The sequence below is a fragment of the Amycolatopsis marina genome, from assembly GCF_900111885.1.
Classification (GTDB): domain Bacteria; phylum Actinomycetota; class Actinomycetes; order Mycobacteriales; family Pseudonocardiaceae; genus Amycolatopsis; species Amycolatopsis marina.
On sequence record NZ_FOKG01000016.1, the window covers coordinates 138,946 to 154,299 of the forward strand.

11 protein-coding genes are annotated in these 15,354 nt (G+C 64.5%); 6 read left to right on the forward strand and 5 right to left on the reverse strand.

Annotation, left to right across the window (positions count from 1 at the left end; all coding sequences use genetic code 11):
* The first annotated feature begins 178 nt into the window (after positions 1–178).
* The 6 genes from BM199_RS24155 to BM199_RS24180 all read left to right on the forward strand — a co-directional run bounded on the left by BM199_RS24155 (position 179) and on the right by BM199_RS24180 (position 6,394).
* Positions 179–1,183 carry a LacI family DNA-binding transcriptional regulator gene (locus BM199_RS24155; protein WP_091675761.1) on the forward strand — a complete coding sequence of 335 codons (1,005 nt, stop codon included), beginning with the start codon at positions 179–181 and terminating at the stop codon, positions 1,181–1,183.
* Positions 1,184–1,552: 369 nt separating this feature from the next.
* Entirely contained in the window at positions 1,553–2,008 is a 456-nt protein-coding gene (locus BM199_RS24160; protein ID WP_245788616.1) for a TRAP transporter small permease, read from the forward strand.
* Positions 2,005–3,303 carry a TRAP transporter large permease gene (locus BM199_RS24165; protein WP_091675767.1) on the forward strand — a complete coding sequence of 433 codons (1,299 nt, stop codon included), beginning with the start codon at positions 2,005–2,007 and terminating at the stop codon, positions 3,301–3,303. The genes BM199_RS24160 and BM199_RS24165 overlap by 4 nt, the downstream gene beginning before the upstream one ends.
* 37 nt (positions 3,304–3,340) lie before the next feature.
* On the forward strand, positions 3,341–4,354 hold the full coding sequence (locus tag BM199_RS24170) for a TRAP transporter substrate-binding protein (RefSeq protein WP_091675770.1): 1,014 nt from the start codon (positions 3,341–3,343) through the stop codon (positions 4,352–4,354).
* Positions 4,314–5,330, forward strand: a complete 1,017-nt coding sequence (locus BM199_RS24175; protein WP_245788618.1) for an NAD-dependent epimerase/dehydratase family protein — start codon at positions 4,314–4,316, stop codon at positions 5,328–5,330. Before BM199_RS24170 ends, BM199_RS24175 begins: the two co-directional genes overlap by 41 nt.
* Before the next feature lie 62 nt (positions 5,331–5,392).
* Positions 5,393–6,394 carry a mandelate racemase/muconate lactonizing enzyme family protein gene (locus BM199_RS24180; protein WP_245788620.1) on the forward strand — a complete coding sequence of 334 codons (1,002 nt, stop codon included), beginning with the start codon at positions 5,393–5,395 and terminating at the stop codon, positions 6,392–6,394.
* A gap of 360 nt (positions 6,395–6,754) precedes the next feature.
* Here BM199_RS24180 and BM199_RS24185 read toward each other — a convergent pair whose 3' ends face one another.
* The 5 genes from BM199_RS24185 to BM199_RS24205 all read right to left on the reverse strand — a co-directional run bounded on the left by BM199_RS24185 (position 6,755) and on the right by BM199_RS24205 (position 15,255).
* Positions 6,755–7,153 carry a MerR family transcriptional regulator gene (locus BM199_RS24185; RefSeq protein WP_091675776.1) on the reverse strand — a complete coding sequence of 133 codons (399 nt, stop codon included), beginning with the start codon at positions 7,151–7,153 and terminating at the stop codon, positions 6,755–6,757.
* Positions 7,154–7,256: 103 nt separating this feature from the next.
* Positions 7,257–7,967, reverse strand: coding sequence for an SDR family oxidoreductase (locus tag BM199_RS24190; RefSeq protein WP_091675827.1), 711 nt, complete (start codon positions 7,965–7,967; stop codon positions 7,257–7,259).
* A gap of 78 nt (positions 7,968–8,045) precedes the next feature.
* Positions 8,046–8,606 carry an ester cyclase gene (locus BM199_RS24195; protein WP_091675830.1) on the reverse strand — a complete coding sequence of 187 codons (561 nt, stop codon included), beginning with the start codon at positions 8,604–8,606 and terminating at the stop codon, positions 8,046–8,048.
* Positions 8,607–8,735: 129 nt separating this feature from the next.
* Positions 8,736–10,133, reverse strand: coding sequence for a hypothetical protein (locus BM199_RS24200; protein ID WP_218160423.1), 1,398 nt, complete (start codon positions 10,131–10,133; stop codon positions 8,736–8,738).
* 223 nt (positions 10,134–10,356) lie between these two features.
* Positions 10,357–15,255 (reverse strand): DUF6531 domain-containing protein, encoded by a 4,899-nt coding sequence (locus BM199_RS24205; protein WP_091675779.1) that lies wholly within the window; start codon positions 15,253–15,255, stop codon positions 10,357–10,359.
* Positions 15,256–15,354 lie beyond the last annotated feature (99 nt).

Sequence of the window (15,354 nt, forward strand, 5' to 3'; positions counted from 1 at the left end):
GGGGGCGGACCGGCGATCAGCGCGCTGAAGTGCGATAGGGTGCCGAGGCATGGCCCGATCCGAGGAAACCGGTTTCTGCGGCTTCCTGTGGATCGTCCTGCGGTTCTCGTAAAATCGACAACTCTCTGCACAGAAACACCACGGACCGTGACGTCATGCCGAGTCGCGAAGGACAACGATGAGAGCGTTTGAGCGCCCACAAGCTGTGACGATCCGCGATGTGGCACGTGTCGCGCAGGTCTCCCCCGCGACGGTCTCCCGGGTCATGAACCGGCGCAACTCGGTCGACCCGGAGCTGACTCGGCGAGTTCAGCAAGCCGCGGCATCCCTGGGGTACCAACCGAGCGCCATTGCCCAAGGTCTCGCGCGCGGGCGAACCGGTCTCATCGCCATCATGGTTCCGGACCTCGGCAACCCCATGTTCCAGTCCGTGCTGCGAGGTATCAGCCGCGCCGCTGTCGTCGAGGACTATCGGGTACTCGTCACCGACAGCCACGAGATGCCGCTCGAGGAACCGTTGCTCGCCCGCGAGACGCGTCTGCGCGTCGACGGACTGGTTCTGTGCGCTCCTCGCGCTCACGACCACGAACTATCCGAACTCGCACCGAAGCTCGAGCCGTTCGTCCTGGTGAACCGCCGTATCGCCGGCTTGGCCACCTCGACCGTATCGGTGGATTACGGCGCAGGGGTACGCGCCGTGGTGGCGCACCTTACGGCGCTCGGACACAAGCATGTCGCCTACCTATCCGGGCCCATGGCGAGTGTGTCCAATCAGGAAAGGTTGTCGACGTTACACGAGGCCGCCCGCGGGCGGTTCGAACTCGACGTGTTGGAGTGCGGTTCCATGCACGAGGACGGCTACGAAGTCGCGGACAGGGCTCTGGCCACCGGCGCAACCGCGATAATCGCCTACAACGACCTCGTCGCCATCGGCGCGCTCGGCAAGTTCCAGCAGACGGGCGTAGCGGTACCGGGAAAGGTCAGCGTGGTCGGCTTCGACGACATCCCGTTTGCCCGCTACTCGATGCCGATGCTGACCACCGTCGCTGTTCCGCAAGAGGAACTCGGGCGCGAGGCATGGCAACGGCTTTCAGCCATGCTGCGGCACGAGGAGCCGCCTGCGGACGTGTGCTTCACGCCGAGGCTGGAAGTCCGAGGCACCACAGCGCCCCTTCGGCCCTGAACATCGCTGCTGTCATCACCCGTACCGCAACCCGGTCCGAGGGCCGGTCGGCGGGCACAACCGCTGACTTCCTACTGAGCGTGACCTTCTGCCGTGTCCGCTTCTCATCCGCATCGGTGAGCACAGCCCGATAACGACTACCCAGCGCAGGCAGAAGGGGTTGACACACGAACCAGAGAGGTTAGGTTAGAAACCGGTTTCTCAGGTCCTCGCCGCTGAGGTCACGGTGAGATGTGCTGATCGGAGACAAAGATGTCGCAGCGAGGCCTACCGCGTCCGGCGGCGCGGATCTACCGCCTCTCTCTGTCCGTAGTGGACCGTGCCACAGATGTGCTGACCTTGGCAGCACTCGTCGCCATGGTCGTTGTCGTGACCTGGCAGGTCTTCTGTCGGTACGTGCTCGGGTTCACCCCAGTCTGGGCGTCCGAAACCGCGCTGCTACTACTGGGCTGGGTCGCGTTCCTGGGTATTGCCAAGGGAATCCGGGAACACAGCCACATCGCCCTCGGCATGCTGGTCGACCGCCTGCCCAGACCACTTCGCCTTGTGACTCTGCGACTAGCCCCCCTGCTGATGGCGGTGTTCGGCGTTTACCTCATTGTCCAAGGTGGAGAGTTCACCCAATTGATGATGAGCTCGACACTGCCCGCGACCGGTCTACCCACATCGGTACAGTACGCCGCCATGCCGGTCGCAGGCGTGTTGATCCTGCTGTACAGCGCATTGCAGTTGTTCGGCCTGTTGCCCTTGGACGGTGCCGACAACGGTTCCGCCCAGGGCCCCTCATCAAGCGGGCAATCTCTTCGTGACGAGGACATCCGATGATCATCGATCCCATCGCCGTCACCCTCCTCTTCGGGGGATTCGCCGTCCTGTTACTGCTTCGCGTTCCCGTTGCGCTCGCCCTGGTCATGTCTTCGATCGCGTCCGCGCTCTGGTTGGCCATCCCGCTCGCGGTGGTCGGGCAGAAGATGATGCAGGGATTGAACTCCTTCCCGCTCCTGGCGATACCGTTCTTCATCCTCGCAGGCGAGGTGATGGCTACCGGGGGTGTGGCACGCCGCTTGATCGATCTCGCCAACGTCGTCGTGGGGTGGTTCCGGGGCGGGCTCGCCATGTTGAACGTGGTGTCGAGCACGTTCTTCGGCGGAATCTCCGGATCCGCTGTCGCCGACACCTCGTCCATCGGTTCGGTGATGATGCCGATGATGCGAAAGCAAGGGTATCCGGACTACTACTCGGTCGGAGTGACGGTTTCCAGCGCCGCCCAGGGTGTCCTGATCCCGCCGAGCCACAACATGATCATCTTTGCGCTCGCCGCCGGTGGCACCGTTTCCATCGGCGGGGTGTTCATGGCTGGGGTGGTCCCGGGCCTGTTGATCGGGCTGCTGTTGCTGGCCACGTGCTACGTCATGGCCCGGAAACACAATCACCCAAAGGGCGAGACGATCACGATGAGGCAGATCCCGCGCATCGTCTTGCAGGGGATGCTCGGATTGCTCACCCCGGTCATCATCATCGGGGGAATCCTCTCGGGTGTCTTCACCGCCACCGAATCCGCCGCCATCGCCTGTGTCTGGGCCTTCGTCATCACCTTCGGTGTGTATCGGGAGGTTCCGCTCCGGGCGTTCGTCGGCATGCTGCGTCGTACGATGCGTACGCTCGGCACTGTTCTCTTCCTCATCGCCGCCGCGGGTGCTTACGGCTACCTGCTCACGGTCATGCGACTTCCGACGATGCTGACCGAGGCACTACTGGACATATCCGACAACCCGATCGTGATCCTCCTGTTGTGCAACGTGTTGTTGCTCGGGCTCGGCGCGATCATGGACATGGCACCGCTCATCCTCATCACCACGCCGATCCTGCTCCCGGTAGTGACCTCACTGGGCATGGAACCCATGCAATTCGGTGTGATGCTGATGCTCAACCTCGCGATCGGCCTCATCACTCCTCCGGTCGGCAGTGTGCTGTTCGTCGGATCTGCCATCGGTGGCATCAAGATCGAAGAGGCGGTGAAGGGCGTCCTGCCGTTCTACGTCCCAATGGTGGGGGCCCTACTCCTCGTCACCTTCGTACCCGCCATCTCGCTCACCCTGCCGCAGATGCTGGGTTTTTGACTCACACAACAACTTGTGCACACTGAAAGGAGTCACCATGCGCACCAGGAAGGCTTTGAGGCGCTTCGGGACAACATCACTCGTCGCCGCGATCGGACTCGTGCTCGCCGGATGTGGCGGCGGAGCTTCCGGGAGTGGGGACAGTACGCTCTCCTGGCGGCTGGCCGAGACACACCCGAGGGACTACCCGACCACCCAGGCGGACATCTGGTTCGCCGACCAGCTGCGCGAGCGCAGCAACGGCCGGATCGACGTCACCGTCTATCCTGACGCGCAACTGGGTGAGGAACGTGACGTTCTCGAACAGATGCAGCTGGGCTCTGTGGAGATGAATCGCACCAACGCGAATCTGGTCGGCGAGTTCGTGCCGTCGTGGACGGCCTTCGGCCTGCCCTACATTTTCGACAGCAGCGAGCACTTTTGGGCCTTTCTGCAGGGTGAGGGCGGCCGGCAGAAGCTTGACGAGCTGAAGCAGGCCGGAATGAAGGGTCTCGCTTATTACGACTCCGGCGCCCGCAGTCTCTACAACGTCGGACAACCGATAAAGCGTCCGGAAGACCTGGCCGGAAAGAACATGCGGGTCCAGCCTGGATCCATCACCGCCGAGGTGATCGAGGCGATGGGTGGTTCGGCCACCACGATGTCCTTCAGCGAGGTCTACAGCGGTCTGGAGACTGGCGTGATCGACGGAGCGGAGAACAATCTCCCCAGCTACGTCTCCACTCGGCACTACGAGGTCGCGGAGAACATCACACTGGACGAACACCAGCGAGTGCCCGAGGTGCTGATGATCTCGCAGACCGTATGGAACCAGCTCACCGAAGAGGACAAGCAGCTCGTGCAGACCGTCGCGAGCGAGTCGACTGAAGTGCAGCGTGAGCTCTGGGCGCAGGAGGTCGAGGAAAGCCGCGCGGAACTGACGAAGGCCGGGGTCACCATCACCGAGGTCCCGGACAAGCAGCCGTTCAAGGACGCCGTTGCCGAGCTGAACAGCGATTACCAGCAGCAGTATGGCCCGTTCCTCGATGCGGTGGACGCCGCACGCCCCTGACGACCGGCAAGAAGCGCTCTATCGACCTGTGACTATCTCGGAAACGGATACGAATGTGCCCGTTCCCGCCCAGAACACGAAGGAGACATCCATGCGAGTCCTCGTGACCGGAGGCTCGGGACGTCTCGGCCACACTGTCCTCAGTGAACTGGCCGATCAGGGCCACGAAATGATCTCCGTCGACACCGCGCCAGCGACGAGAAGCAAGCGTTTTCCAGCGTTTTCAGCAGACCTCAGCGACGCAGGCGAATGTTACTCGACGCTCGCTCGCTACCGTCCGGACGCAGTTGTCCACCTCGCCGCGATCCCAGCTCCGTTCGTACGTAGCGAGATCACCACGTTCAGTGTCAACTCACAAATGGCGTTCAACATCTGCCAGTCGGCGTTCGACCTGGGCATCGGCACGGTTCTTGCCGCAAGCAGCCCCACAGTGATGGGCTACGGTAACCCCAGCTGGGTTCCGTCATACCTACCGTTGGACGAGGAGCATTCCACGGCCGCCTGGAACGCGTACACCTTGTCCAAGGTGGCCACCGAGAATATGATCAAGGGTTTCGCCTCTCGCGGAGCGAGTCGCTTCTACGCATTCCGACCATGCTTTGTGGTCGCTCCCGAGGAATGGCATGGCGCACCGACGCAGGGCGGGGGAACGGTACACGAGCGGTTGACGAAACCTGAGCTGGCAGCTTCGTCGTTGTTCAACTATGTCGACGCGCGCGATGCCGCGGACTTCGTGCGGCTGCTGCTGGAGAACGTCGACGAGGTGCCCAGCGGCGAGACGTTCTTCGTCTGCGCCGGGGATGCTCTCGCCGAGGAGCCGTTGAGTCTACTTCTGCCCAGGTATACGACAGTTCCCACCGAGTTGGCGCGGACACTGACCGGCACCGCCCCGGCGTTCAGTACCAGGAAGGCCGAGCGACTACTCGGCTGGCGGCCACGCCACAACTGGCGAACCGAGATGGGTAAGACCACATGAGGGTCATCGAGGTCAATTGTGCCTCACATCGCCTGCCACTATCGGACACTTGGGACGGCGGCGTGTCCTTTCACGACCTCGTCGTCGTCCGGGTTGTCACCGACACCGGCGCCGAAGGAACCGGCGTGAGCTGGACTCCCCGAGTCGGGGCGAGCGCTGTGCGCGCCATTGTCGAGGACGAGTGTGCGCCACTGCTTGAGGGGCGCACACCACATCCGAAGGTGCGGTGGCAGGAGCTGTACGATTATCTGCACGAGGCGGGCCCGGGCGGAGTTACGGCGATGGCTCTGGCAGCCGTGGATATCGCACTGTGGGACCTGCGCGCCAAGGCGTTCGGCAGCAGTCTCGTCGACCTGATCGGGCGGCGACGGGACTCGGTCACCGCATACGCCAGCGGAGTCAACCTCGACTACGACCTGGACAAGCTGTGCGCGCAGGTTCGTCGATGGGTCGATGCGGGGCATTCGGGTGTCAAGATCAAGGTCGGCTCGGCCGACCTCGATCGGGACCTGGAACGACTCGCCGCGGTTCGCGCGATTCTGGGATCGAAGCGCAAACTCATGGTGGACGCGAACCAACGTTGGGATGTACCCACCGCCTCGCGCGCCATCAACGCCTTCGAGACATTCGACCCCAGCTGGATCGAGGAGCCGCTCCCCGCCGATGATATCGCAGGGCACGCACACCTTCGTGCGATGACCAGAATGCCTTTCGCGATCGGGGAGAACCTGCGAACCGTCCGGCAGTTCCGCGACGCGCTGGTCGCCGGGTTGTGCGATATCGCCCAACCCAATGTGGTCCGCGTCGGCGGCATCACGCCGTTCTTGCGAATCGCCGACCTGACCGCGACCTTCGGCGTGCCGATCGCCCCGCACCTGTTGCCGGAACTGTCCGCGCAGCTCGCGATGTGCGTACCGATGGTGTCGATGGTGGAGGACATCGACCGGGCATCGTTCGCCGATCTCAACGTCCTGTCCGAGCCGAGCGGAATCACGATTGACGCGGAAGGAGCTCGTACGTCGACAGGCCCCGGCCATGGCCTGGTTTTCCGTCCTGGACGTTGAGGGCCTTGCGCGTGTGCGGAAAATTGGCGAAATCGCTCGTTGTCAACGTCCCGTCGATGCACGGACGCACAGCAAGCGATAACGGCGGCGGTGTCACCGCTGCCACGGACCGGACTCGGACCGCGGTCAGCCTCCGGCTGTTGCACTACTCCGGGGCTTAAACCAGGTTCGGCCGCGGCCAACGCTCCACTTCGGCCACGGCGAGGCCACATATCACCTGTTCGGTGCGGCGGCTGCCCTGCGCGCCATGCTCGGCTGAGCCCTCCACCGACCTCGTATTTCCCGGCGTGTACCCGCCGTGGGCAGGCGACCTTGGGAAGTCCGCACAATCAACCCCGATCACGAAGTCCAGCTGGCCACCTAGGCTCCGCTTCTGGTCGACTGCGGCTCAGCGGGCGGCGTTCGGGTCATGGCGATAAGGCCGTCGAGGCGTTCGAGTACGTCCGCGAGTTCGTCCGCCTTGGCCTGGATCCGATCGCGTTGCTCGCGCAGCATCGCGCGCTGCTCGGCGTTGGTGTGACCGGACTTGATGCACGGCAGCAGTTGGACGATGTTGCGACTCGTCAGCCCTGCGGCGTAGAGCTGCTGGTAGAAGCGGACCCGTTCCACGTCGGATTCCTGGTAGACCCGTTGGCCGGCGGGTGTCCGCTCGGCCCGGAGCAGGCCCTGCTCCTCGTAGTAACGCAACGCGCGCACGCTCACCCCGGACCGCTCCGCGAGCCGGCCGATCTTCAGCACTCTCGGGTCCTCTCGTCGCATGCCCGTACCTGGCCTCGACGTCAGTGTCAGATTCGAGTCTACGCAGCGAGTCGACGTTCCACTGGCGCCAGCGACTTGGCTGTCAGGGGCGCGTCGTGCTTCCTCACCCGACTCTGGCGAGCTGTGGATACAGCAGCGACGGATCCTCGCCGAGGCGTGTCTTCCACTGCCGCGTTGCCTCGTCGCCGAGCACCTCCAGGGAACCTGACTCGACACCTTCCACGGCCACCCGTGCGATCTGCGCCGGATCTGCCTTGTCGATGTCGGCCCAGGCCATCATGTCGGTGTCAACGCTGGCCATGGCCAGCCCGGTGACCTGCGTGCCCTGGTCTGCGAGCTCGAGCCGGATGCCGTTGGTCAGCGCCCACGCCGCTGCCTTGGAAGCCGCGTAGCTGTTGGAATGCTCGTACGCCATCCATGCCATGACCGACAGTACGTTGAGGATCGCTCCGCCCCCGTTCGCCCTGAGCACCGGCGCGAAGGCGCGCACCATCCGCAGAGTTCCGAAGTAATTGGTCTCCATTTCCAGCCGGATGTCGGCCTCTGCGCCCTCGACCAGTTTTCCCAGTGTCGACACTCCGGCGTTGTTGACCAACAGGGTCACGTCCTTGGCTTCGGTGGCGGCCTGGGCGACCGAGGCGTCATCGGTGATGTCGAGACGGAGTGGCACTGCGCCAGGGAGGTCGACTGTCTCGGGCCGTCGGGCGGCCGCGTAGACCTTCGTCACTCCGCGGCGCTGCAGCTCAGCCACCAAGCTTCGACCGATCCCGCGGTTGGCCCCGGTGACCAGTGCGGTCTGGTTCTTGATTTCCATGCCGACCACGCTAAAACCTCACGCTGACGTCAGATGCAAGGTGACGGCGGTCATACGGCATGCGGTCGCCCCGCACCGCTATACCGACAGGTCGGGCGGCGTGGTGTCCAGCAACCGGGGATCGGGTTCCCTACCCGCCATGGACAGGGCGCCTGCGATGGCGCGTCCCAACGTCAGCAGGTCACCTGGTTTCTTCTTGTCCAGCCCTGCGAACAACTGCCGGAGGATGGTGAGCTGGTCAAAGTAGATTCGTTCGGTAACGAGGTTTTCGTGCTCGTCGAAAACGAAGTATGCGGTCATTCGGGTGCGGTGCCGACCGCCGGTCGGCGGGATCTTGCCCAGCGGGCCGAGGTGGGTGCCCAGCAACCAGAATTCCACGATGACCGCATCGGCGCTGTGCCGTAGAGCGATGATCTCGTGATCCTGGTCGGGGAAGGCGGTCCGCGTCTCGTCGTAATAGCCACGCACCGGCTGATCGCCGTCATGTACGGCCATCGGCGCGATCAGTTCGTAGCGCGGGTGCGGAAAGGTCGCCAGGACTTCGTCCCACGCCTGGCGGACCTCGTCGTGGAAATGGTCCAGGACGACTTTCTCCCTGGCACGCAGGACGGATTCGGATGGAATGTTGAACCTGGACATGACTGTCTCCCGAATAGGTGCGGTGACGGTGGCCATCTGATGATTCGGGCGGTCGGGGCAGGAATACGAGCCGTCGAAGTACGTGACCCCCGACATGTCACCATCGGTCGCGCTGCGCCCGCATACCGCTCAGGGGGCGATACCCACGCCAGGCCAGCACCTCAGCACCCCCTCCTCGGCGGCGCTCAGTGCGGGCCAGTGCTGAGCGCCTCGGCGTGGACGCACCCTGGACGCGTAATCGGCCGGAACGTAGTCCGGCTCGTAGAAGCAGCCTGTGCCGTAGTCGGCGTCGAATGCCGGACAGGCGGCGGCCACGGAGTCTGCCGTGGGCCTGACGCCGGTACGCACCCAACTGGACAACGCCGATATCGAGGTGGCGTACTCGGCGGCACTCAGCACGCTGTGCTCGCTCTCCCGGGTGAAGGTCTGCACAAGGTGCTCGGCGCTATGGGCACCCTCCAGACTTGCGCGATACGCCGCTTCGTGTTCGACGAAGACCGTTGGGTCGTCGATCGCGTGCAGAGTCAGAACAGGAATCGAGACCGCGCCGGTGATGTCGCTGTCGAACGACAGGTCACGCACCGCGGACGGGTCGGCCGAGAAACGCTGGACACCCGCGTTCAGTGCCTTGTCGTCGTGCGAACCGGTATAACGCACACTTCGATTGCTGAAGGGATTTCGTCCGTCGAGTCTACTGTGCACGATGTCGCGGAAGGTGAACGTCGCGAACTTCAGATGCGACTCCAGGGTCCGTTCCGGGACCTTGGTGACTGCGAGGATGTCGTCGAGGTTGCGCTGCTGCTGGTCGCTGCGTTCCCCTGGAACCGACTGATAGCCGGTGCACTCCTGCAGCCGCGCCCGCAGACCGGAATTCGTCATCGTCGAGGTCGCGCGCAGGCCCATCCACAAGGGATACTGTTCCTCGGTGGGTCGCGGGTGGTTTCCACAGTAGTACTGGTAGACCACGCGCAGATCCACGCGGTGGTCGTAGCCGCGAGACCCACCGGCGAGATTGCCGTTGGTGAGCAGAACACCGTCGTAGGGTTTGGCGTGTGCGGACCCGTAGATCTCGGCCACCTTTGCTGCGACGTTCCCGCCCCAGGACTGCCCGTGCACAAAGGTCCGTTGCGGTCGGCCGATCTCCTCCACGAACAGACGCCGCACGTTCTCCGTGTCCTCGGCCGCCATCCGGACTCCGTAGCCTCCACGGCGGTAGGCCGAACCCGCCCACGCATAGCCCTCCCGGACCATGACGGACCATCGTTCGAGGTCTCCGGGGCTCCGTTCCGGATCGGATCCTTCCGTCAAGCCCGGGCCACCGTGGGCGTGCACCACCAGAGACCCATTCCAGTCGTCGGGTACGGCGAACGAGTAGTAGGCGCCGTTGGCGTCCTGCCCGCCGTAACAGGTCGCCTGCCCCATTTCCACCGGACACGAGACGCGAACCGGAGAACCTCCGTCCGCGGCCGCGGGCGGCACACCGACAAGGCCTACGGCGAGGGCGGCTGCCAAGAACCCTGTGACCACGAGGCGCCCGCCTCGACGGGGTCCGGGTCGGACCGCTGTCCTCAACTGGTTCGCCGGCTGATCCGTGTCCACGTCGACCTCCTTCACCGATGGCGCAACGTCGCGCCGGGCTGTGACACTAGACACCCTCCGAGGCGAACCGGAGGTTTTGTTCATAATGATCGCCAGCCTGTCGCCGAACTCAGCACTGCCTCCATACCCCGGCGAGTTGTTCTGGCTGGAATCACTGGAGATACGAGAAGTCGTGCCCCTTGTTCCCCTTCTTCCATTCGCTGCCGTCCGGGGTGGTGAACTTCCCGGTGACGGTGTCCATCGTGGTTCCGGGCGGTGGCAGCTCAGCCAGCGGGTTCATCCCGTTCTTCCGCATCTTCTCCAGCACGTCGGCGGTGACTCCGGTGTACTGGGCATCGATTTCGATGTGGTTCCGGATCGAGCGCTCGAACCCGTTGGTGCTGTTCGGAAACTTGACATCGTCGCTGACCTTGATGGAGTAGTCGATTCCGACACCGTCGATCTTCAAGTTCCTGAACGCCTCCCCGTTGAGACGATCAACCAGCTCCTTGATGCTGGACTCGACGTGGTTCTTGTGCGCACTGTTCGCCTTGCTGGTCAACGGTGTCATGTTGTGCGACTCGCCGGGCCCGCCAAGGTTGTCGTTCTCCAGATGGCCCTTGATCCACTTGGTGTCCTCGGGAAGGCCGCTCTTCCTGAGGTGGTATGCGAGTTCGTCGCTGAGGTTGTTCTCGCTGTAGCGGACATTCCCGCTGCTGTCCATGACGTCCCGGATCTCGGCGGCCTTGTTGAGCTCCTCGACATCGACAAGGTGCCCCGGTTTGGGGCCGTTACCGACATATCCCGCACTGGAACTGCTGTCATAGTGAGCCGAAGCGCTCTTTCCACCACCCTGCTGTGTCGTCCTGCCGGAATTCGGATCGATGTCACTGAGCTTGGGCTTCTTCGAGGGACCGTTGAGCTGTCCCGGGTTCAGACCACCTCCGGGCGTACCGGGTGCGCCACCACTGCCGGAACCGCCACCGCACGGCGACTTTCGTTTGGGCGCCAGGCCGAGTGGATCACACTCCAGGTGCGGGTCCGCGACGTACGCCGCCGGATTCCCCGCCGGGGCAAGTCCCAGTGGATCCTGGCTGACGTAGCGGCCGGTAGCCGGATCGTAGTAGCGGTAGACGTTGTAATGCAGCCCTGTCTCCGCGTCCGCGTACTGTCCGGGGAAGCGCAGTGGCGTACTCGGCGTACCCGCCGCGGCGGTCAGCATTTTCCCCCACAGCGATGCTTGCGCGTGCCAGGCGACCCGACCGTCAACGTCGACGAGTTCGACAGGGGTACCGACGAGGTCCGTGACGATCGCGAAGAATCGTCTGTCCACTCTGGCCTGATCTCGCAGCCGGTAGGACTCCGTCTGCGTCACCGGTCGGTATCCGTCGGGGTGGTGCTCCCACGTGAGCACACTCTGGTTGCCCGCGGCGTCGGTGTGCAGTTGCTCGATCAGGAGGGAATCGTCCCACACGAAGTCGAACCGCTCGAGCACCGAGGAGTCAGGAGCGAGTCTGGTTTTCGCGATACGGCGGCCGACCGGGTCGTAGGTGTAGTGCCATCGGGCACCGTCCGGAGTGGTGACACCCACCAACCGGTCCAAACCGTCCCAGTGGTACCACCACGACTGCTCACCGTGCTCGGGACTGACGACCCTGCGCCGAACCAACCGCCCCTGTCCGTCATAGCGGTAGTCGACTGCGCCCGAAACGACCAGGGTGTTGGACTCGTAACGCCGGGAGCCGACTTCGGGATCCACCGGCCAGGCGCCGTCCACGGCGGAGCGGATGATGGCTCCGGCCGTGTCGTACCGGTAGCTCTCGCGATGATTCCCTGTCGTGACTTCGACAACCCGGCCCGCCGGGTCTCGATCGAATCGCACTGTCCCGGACAGTGCATCCCTGGTCGCGGACAGGCGGCCGTCGCGCCGGTAATCGAAATCGCGCCGCTGTGCAACGGATGCACCGACTGCGACCTGTTGCGCGACCAGCGTGTCCCCGTCGTCGTACGCCCGGGAGACGCTCACCGACTCGTTCATGGTGCACCGCACCTCACGACCGCCTGCGTCGTGTTCGAACAGCAGGACCTGACCCGCGGTGGTGAATTTCTCCGGTCTGCCGAGGTCGTCATAGGACCATGAACTCCGCACGCCGGAGGGAGTGACCCGCCTGCTCACCCGGCCTGCCTCGTCGTACTCGAACGCCACGACCCGTCCGTTCACGGTCTCCCGTAGCACCCGGCCCGCCGGGTCACGATCGAACTCCAGCACCGCGTCCGCACCTGCCGCACGCCGCAACCGGCCCACAGGGTCGTACGTGTAGCTCGTCGTCGCCGCGGCGGTACGCACCCCGATGACGTTGCCCAGCACATCGTGCCGGTATTCAGTCAGTTCGCCCGCACCGTTGATTCCCCTGACCAGTTGTCCGGCACTGTCGTACTCGAACCGCCGTATCCGACCGTCGAAGTCACGTTCCTCGACCAGCCTGCCCGCGGCGTCATAGCGGTAGTGCCAGGTCAGTCCGCGTGGCTCGGTCACGGCGGTGAGGCGCAACTCGGTGTCGTAGGCGTAAGTGGTGCGGGCACCGAGCGGGTCCGTACTCGCGACGCACAGTCCGAAAGGACCGTACTCACGCCGGGTCACCTGACCGTCGCCGCCGACATGCTCGACCTCGTTGCCTTCCGGATCGTAGCGCCACTGTTCACCTACGCCCGACCTGTCGCGCCTGCTGCTTCGCAGGCCTTCGACCGTCCAGTCCAGCCTGGTGACGACCCCCAGCGCGTCGGTCAGCACCCGTGGCCTGCCGAACTGGTCTCGAGTGGCGGTACCTCGTTCCACCGGCTCGTCGTCCGGCACTCGGTACTCCGTGGCGACACCGAGCTGGTTTTCCGAAGGGTCCCGCACATCCTCGGGGTAGTTCCCATCGGTTTTGTATTCACGGAGCCAGGTCCGTTCGCCGTCGTGCAGCGCGATAGACAGCCCTTGGTCACTGTGATTCACGGTGATCGTGCTGCCGTCCGGCCTGGTCACCACTGTCAACCTGCCGAAGGCGTCGTAGGTGTACGCCGTCGTGCGGGCGAGCGGGTCGGTGCGGGACAGCAGCCTGTCGTAGCGGTCCCAGGTGGACTCCGTGACAGCACCCAAAGGGTCCACTTCTCGAACCACCTGGTTCGCACTGTTGAGGTGGTATTCGCTGCGGTGACCAAGCGAATCGGCGTGGGTCGTGATCATGCGTTCCCGGTCGTAGGTGAACGATCCGTCGAGGAAGCCGCTATCACCCACCGTGCGGACACAACGTCCGTCGGAGTCATAGGAATATCGGTACCAAGCACCGGTGCGGTCCTGCCAACCGGTGAGTCTGCCGTCGGTGTCATAGTCGAACACCATTGGCCGTCCCGACGAGTTGATCGCCTTCGCGAGCCTGCTCCGCTCGTCGTACACGTACCGCATCACCACAACCGCCGGTTCGCCACCCTGACCCAGTACCTGCGCGGTGACGACCCTGCCGTTGTCGGTCAGCAACTCAACTCGATACCCGTCGGAGTGGCGGATCACCAAGCCCGATCCGGCTGGCTCCCGGTCGACCTCGATTCGCGACATGTCGTCGTGCTCCACAGCCAGCAACGGCAGCCCGGCCATACCCTTCACCCGGCCGAAGGTCAGCCGCGTACGGTTCGCCGGATCTTCCAGTAAATATCCTTCAGCCGTACGGCGGAGGGGCAGACGTGGCCCTTCCAGCGGGAGCACCGATCGTTCCAATCCTGGAAGTGGATAGACCAGAATCATGCCGTCGGGCGAGAAGTAACACACGTTCTGGCCGTCGACCTCGAGCCGTTGATCTACAGTGGACGCCCATGACGGGCCGAAGGAACGGCCTGCCCGGTACGAGGAGACATGGGTCCGTTCGAGCACCAGTGCCAGCGTCGCGGGTAACTCCAGGTCCGTCTGAGCCAGCACGACCTCGCCAGTCGCGACATCGACCGGGTCGGACTTACATGCCCTGTCCTCCACGCCGACGGCCCTGTCCCTCGGCGGCACGGGCTTGTGCGGCACTGCAGGGCCAGATCCTCCTCGCGATGCACCGGATTCCGGTCCGCCGCCTTTCGCCGACGGAGACGTGCTCACATCCCCGTTCTGCCCAGCCCAGTTCGGCGAGCCGGAGGGACCGGTGGAGGTGTCGATCTTCGGTGGTGGGGACACCGGGCCCGAGTCCGCCGAAGAGGGAGTCGTGCCTCCTCCTGGACCGCCGCCCTTCGGCACCTCGGTGATCTTCTGCCCGCCGGGGAGGTCCTCGGGTGTCGCGGGCGTGCCCGGCTTGCCGTCGCGGATCTTGCGCAGTGCCGCCCCGGCGTCGCTGAACAGATCGGTCGCCTTGCGCAGCAGAGGGCTCAGCGCCTGCAACGCCTGCACCAGACGCTTGGTCAGATCGGCGATCTGCGCTGCCGTCTTGGCGACCGCGGTCACCACCTGCGGCACCACCCAGAGCAGACCGATCCCCAGAGTGAACACCACCTGCAGGGCCCAGCTGATCAGGTGACCGACCAACTCGGCGATGATGTCGCGAACCAGGCTCCGCACCGCGGCCACGACCTCGCCCGCTGTCTTGATCCCACCCGAGGCACCGTCGGAGGCCTGCTGGGCGGCGGTGAGCAGAGCGACCGTGTCGGCGGAGCGGGCCCGGTACTGATCGCCGGACACGCCTTCCCACGTGACGGTGTCGTTGGCGACCATCCCGGTCAGGTCGCTGCCGATGCTGCCGAGTTCGGTGGCGATGTTCTTCCACGTCTCGGAATGCGCCGTGATCTCGTCCGGATCACCCGCCAACGCGTCCAGCGCCTCCTTGAGCGGACCGATGTGCTCCATCAACCAGCCCACACCCGCCGCCAGGATCGCGCCGAACGGATCCAGCACGGTCGCGAGCGCGTCCAGCGCGGTCCCGACAGCACCCAGCGCCACCGCCGCCCAGTCGCCACTGTTGATCGCCGCGTTCAAATCGTGCGCCGACTCCAGCAACGTCACCCCGGAATACGACTCGGTCGAACTCGTGGTCTCCGCGATCAAAGGATTCACCACGGGTTGTTGTCCTCCTCGTCGATATCGCCTGCGCCTCGGCCGCCGCCCGCCCCTGGCGGCGAGGACGGGCCGGATTCACCCTGACCGCCCGGGGCAGCA

What these genes read in the sequence shown, in the direction of transcription:
- BM199_RS24155 (WP_091675761.1), top strand. Translation starts at nt 179, where the DNA reads ATGAGAGCGTTTGAGCGCCCACAAGCTGTGACGATCCGCGATGTGGCA.
- BM199_RS24190 (WP_091675827.1), bottom strand. Translation starts at nt 7,967, where the DNA reads ATGGAAATCAAGAACCAGACCGCACTGGTCACCGGGGCCAACCGCGGG.
- BM199_RS24185 (WP_091675776.1), bottom strand. Translation starts at nt 7,153, where the DNA reads ATGCGACGAGAGGACCCGAGAGTGCTGAAGATCGGCCGGCTCGCGGAG.
- BM199_RS24170 (WP_091675770.1), top strand. Translation starts at nt 3,341, where the DNA reads ATGCGCACCAGGAAGGCTTTGAGGCGCTTCGGGACAACATCACTCGTC.
- BM199_RS24175 (WP_245788618.1), top strand. Translation starts at nt 4,314, where the DNA reads ATGGCCCGTTCCTCGATGCGGTGGACGCCGCACGCCCCTGACGACCGG.
- BM199_RS24195 (WP_091675830.1), bottom strand. Translation starts at nt 8,606, where the DNA reads ATGTCCAGGTTCAACATTCCATCCGAATCCGTCCTGCGTGCCAGGGAG.
- BM199_RS24165 (WP_091675767.1), top strand. Translation starts at nt 2,005, where the DNA reads ATGATCATCGATCCCATCGCCGTCACCCTCCTCTTCGGGGGATTCGCC.